We start from the raw sequence: 4,026 nt of genomic DNA, 5'->3' as shown, positions 1-4,026 counted from the left end.
CTGACATTTGAGCATTTGAAGGCTGAGGTTTCGTCTGGCGAGATTGATACGGTATTGGTTTGTCTGGTTGACCTTCAGGGCCGTTTGATGGGGAAGCGGTTTCATGCGGGTCATTTTGTTGCGGGAGCGTGGGAAGAGACGCATTGCTGCAACTATCTGCTGGCGACGGATCTCGAGATGGGGACGCCGGATGGGTATGCGTCGACCAGTTGGGAGCGGGGCTATGGCGATTATGTGATGAAGCCGGATCTGAGCACGCTGCGTCTGGTGCCGTGGCTGGAAGGCACGGCGATGGTGATGTGCGATGTGCTGGATCATCACACGCATGAAGAAGTGCCACACGCGCCGCGCTCGATCCTGAAACGTCAGGTGAACCGGCTGAAGGCGATGGGCTATGACGCGATGTGCGCCACCGAGCTGGAGTTTTTCCTGTTCGAGAAAAGCTTTGATCAGATCCGCAAGGAAGGCTTTCGCGACCTTGAGCCGATCTCGGGGTACAACGAAGACTATCACATCCTTCAGACCACTAAGGAAGAGCATGTGATGCGCCCGATCCGCAACCATCTGTGGGATGCGGGGATACCGGTCGAGAACACGAAAGGTGAGGCCGAGACCGGGCAGGAAGAGCTGAACATCAAATATGCGCCTGCGATGGAGACGGCCGAGTATCACTCGATCGCCAAGAACGCGGTGAAAGAGATTGCCTGGCAGCATGGGCATGCCGCGACCTTCCTGCCGAAATGGCATCATGAGAAAGTGGGCAGTTCCAGCCACGTGCATCAGTCGCTCTGGTCCGAGGGGCGGCCGATCTTTTTCGACGAAAAAGATCCGCTCGGCATGTCGGATGTGATGAAAAGCTACATGGCGGGTCTTTTGAAATACGCCGCCGATTACACCTGTTTCATGGCGCCCTACATCAACAGCTACAAGCGGTTCATGAAGGGGACCTTTGCGCCGACGCGGATCATCTGGTCGGTGGACAACCGCACCGCCGGGTTCCGTCTGTGCGGTGACGGCACCAAGGCGGTGCGGGTGGAATGCCGTATCCCGGGCTCGGATATGAACCCCTATCTGGCGATGGCTGGGATGCTGGCGGCGGGGATCGCTGGGATCGAAGAAGGGCTGGAGTTGCAGCCGCCGACCACGGGCGACGTCTATCAGGGAGAGACGGGGATGATCCCGGGCAATCTGCGCGCGGCGCGAGATGCGCTGCATGGCTCGGCGATGTTGCGGGCTGCAATGGGAGATGACGTTGTCGATCACTATGCGCGCGCGGCCGAGGTTGAGATCGAAGAGTTTGAGCGCGTGGTGACCGATTGGGAAATTGCCCGCGGGTTCGAGCGGGCTTGAGAGGGTGAAAGCGAGGGGCCAGCCCCGCCGCCATTGGCGCTCGAACCAATGGCGCACCAATGGCGGCCCCCGAGATATTTATGGCCAGATGAAGCAGGGATCCTGCTCTCTTTAGAGATGGAGTGACTATGGGGCAGATGTTGCAATGTGTCTCGCCGATTGATGGGTCGGTTTTTGCCGAGCGCGAGGTGTTGTCGCGGGAGGCCGCGTTTGAGGTTGCGGGCCGGGCGCGGGCCGCACAGGCGGCTTGGGCGGCGCGGCCCTTGCGGGAACGCATTGATCTTGTGATGGCGGGTGTGGCTGCTGTCGGCGCGATGAATGAGGAAATCGTGCCCGAGTTGGCGCATATGATGGGTCGCCCGGTGCGCTATGGCGGTGAGTTCGGCGGCTTCAACGAGCGCGCAAGCCATATGGCCGGGATTGCCGAAAGCGCATTGGCTGATATCGCGGTGGGTGAGGATGAGACATTCAAGCGCTATATCAAGCGTATCCCGCATGGGGTGGTGTTTGTGGTGGCGCCGTGGAACTACCCCTACATGACGGCGATCAACACGGTGGCCCCGGCGCTGATCGCGGGTAATACGGTGATCCTGAAACACGCCACGCAGACCCTGCTGGTGGGCGAGCGTATGGCGCAGGCCTTCCATGCAGCGGGTGTGCCCGAAGACGTGTTCCAGAATGTCTTTCTGAGCCATGACGTGACCAACGATCTGATCGCGGGCAATGCGTTCGACTTCGTGAACTTCACCGGCTCGGTCGGCGGCGGCCAGGCGATGGAGCGCGCGGCGGCGGGCACCTTTACCGGCGTCGGGACTGAGTTGGGCGGCAAGGATCCGGGTTATGTGATGGACGATGCCGATCTGGAGGCGGCGGTTGAGACGCTGATCGACGGGGCAATGTTCAACGCGGGCCAGTGCTGCTGCGGGATCGAGCGGATTTATGTGCATGAAAGCCTGTATGACGACTTCGTCGCCAGGGCGGTGGAGATCGTGAAGGGCTATAAGCTGGGCAATCCGCTGGACGCTGAGACCACCATTGGCCCGATGGCCAATGTGCGCTTTGCCGATGAGGTACGGGCGCAGATTGCCGAGGCGGTCGAGGCTGGTGCGGTGGCCCATATCGACATCTTCCCCGAGGATGATGGCGGCGCATATCTGACGCCGCAGATCCTGACCAATGTCACCCATGACATGCGGGTGATGCGGGATGAAAGCTTTGGCCCGGTAGTGGGCATCATGAAAGTGTCCACGGATGATGAGGCCATCCGGCTGATGAATGACAGCGCGTTTGGCCTGACAGCGAGCCTCTGGACCCGCGATCTGGATCGCGCGGCCCGCGTGGGCGACCAGATTGAGACGGGCACCGTCTTCATGAACCGCGCCGATTATCTGGATCCCGGCCTGTGTTGGACCGGCTGCAAGAATACCGGGCGCGGCGGCGGTCTCTCGGTCATTGGCTATCACAACCTGACACGTCCCAAATCCTATCACCTGAAAAAGGTCACGGGCTAAGGACGCCGGCCTGCCTCGGAATGACCCCCTCGCCGGGGCAGGCCTTTTGACACGAAGGAAAGCAAACATGTCACTTGTTGGAAACTGGTCTTATCCAACCGCAATCAAATTCGGGGCCGGGCGGATCAATGAATTACCCGAAGCCTGTGCTGCGGCCGGCATGAAGAAGCCGCTGCTGGTCACCGACAAGGGGCTGGCCGACCTGGCGATCACCACCGCGACGCTGGATATCATGGAGACCGCCGGTCTGGGCCGGGGTCTGTTCGCGGATGTGGACCCGAACCCCAATGAACAGAACCTCGAGGCCGGTGTTGCGGCCTATAACGCGGGCGGCCATGACGGGGTGATCGCTTTTGGCGGCGGCTCGGGGCTGGATCTGGGCAAGATGGTCGCCTTCATGTGTGGTCAGACGCGCCCGGTCTGGGACTTTGAGGACATCGGCGATTGGTGGACCCGAGCGGATGCCGATGCCATCGCGCCGATCATCGCCGTCCCCACAACTGCCGGGACCGGGTCCGAAGTGGGGCGCGCCAGCGTCATCACCAATTCTGAAACCCACGCCAAGAAGATCATCTTCCATCCCAAGGTGCTGCCGACCGTGGTGATCTGCGACCCCGAGCTGACGGTGGGCATGCCCAAGTTCATCACCGCAGGCACCGGTCTGGATGCGTTCGCGCATTGTGTCGAGGCGTTCAGCAGCCCGCATTACCACCCGATGTCTCAGGGCATCGCGCTGGAAGGGATGCGGCTGGTCAAGGACTACCTGCCACGTGCCTATGCGGACGGCACCGACATCGAAGCCCGCGCCCAGATGATGAGCGCGGCGGCGATGGGGGCCACCGCCTTCCAGAAAGGCCTAGGCGCCATCCACGCCATGAGCCACCCCGTCGGCGCGGTGTTCAACACCCACCACGGCACCACCAACGCGGTCTGCATGCCCGCCGTGCTCGAGTTCAACGCGCCAGTCATCGCCGACCGCTTCCAGCAAGCCGCCGCCTATCTGGGCATCGACGGCGGCTTCGACGGCTTCCGCAGCTTCGTGCAAGAGTTCAACGACAGCCTCGCCATCCCCCGCAATCTCTCCGACCTCGGCGTCACCAAAGCCGCCATCCCCGAACTGGTCCAAGGCGCAATCATCGACCCCTCATGCGGAGGGAATCCGATC

At 61.5% G+C, this 4,026-nt stretch carries 3 protein-coding genes; all 3 read left to right on the top strand.

What is annotated here, in order from left to right; genetic code table 11:
* On the top strand, positions 1-1,350 hold a 1,350-nt coding region (locus ACR0AU_RS21865), incomplete at its 5' end, for a glutamine synthetase family protein (RefSeq protein ID WP_480439638.1).
* A 128-nt stretch (positions 1,351-1,478) separates the two neighbouring features.
* Positions 1,479-2,861: an aldehyde dehydrogenase family protein gene (locus tag ACR0AU_RS21860; protein WP_170734257.1), complete on the top strand. Its 1,383-nt coding sequence runs from the start codon at positions 1,479-1,481 to the stop codon at positions 2,859-2,861.
* 67 nt (positions 2,862-2,928) lie between these two features.
* On the top strand, positions 2,929-4,026 hold a 1,098-nt coding region (locus ACR0AU_RS21855; protein WP_170734256.1), incomplete at its 3' end, for an iron-containing alcohol dehydrogenase.

The organism is Ruegeria sp. CG1 (assembly GCF_056537265.1).
This window is presented reverse-complemented; position numbering and strand designations above follow the sequence as displayed.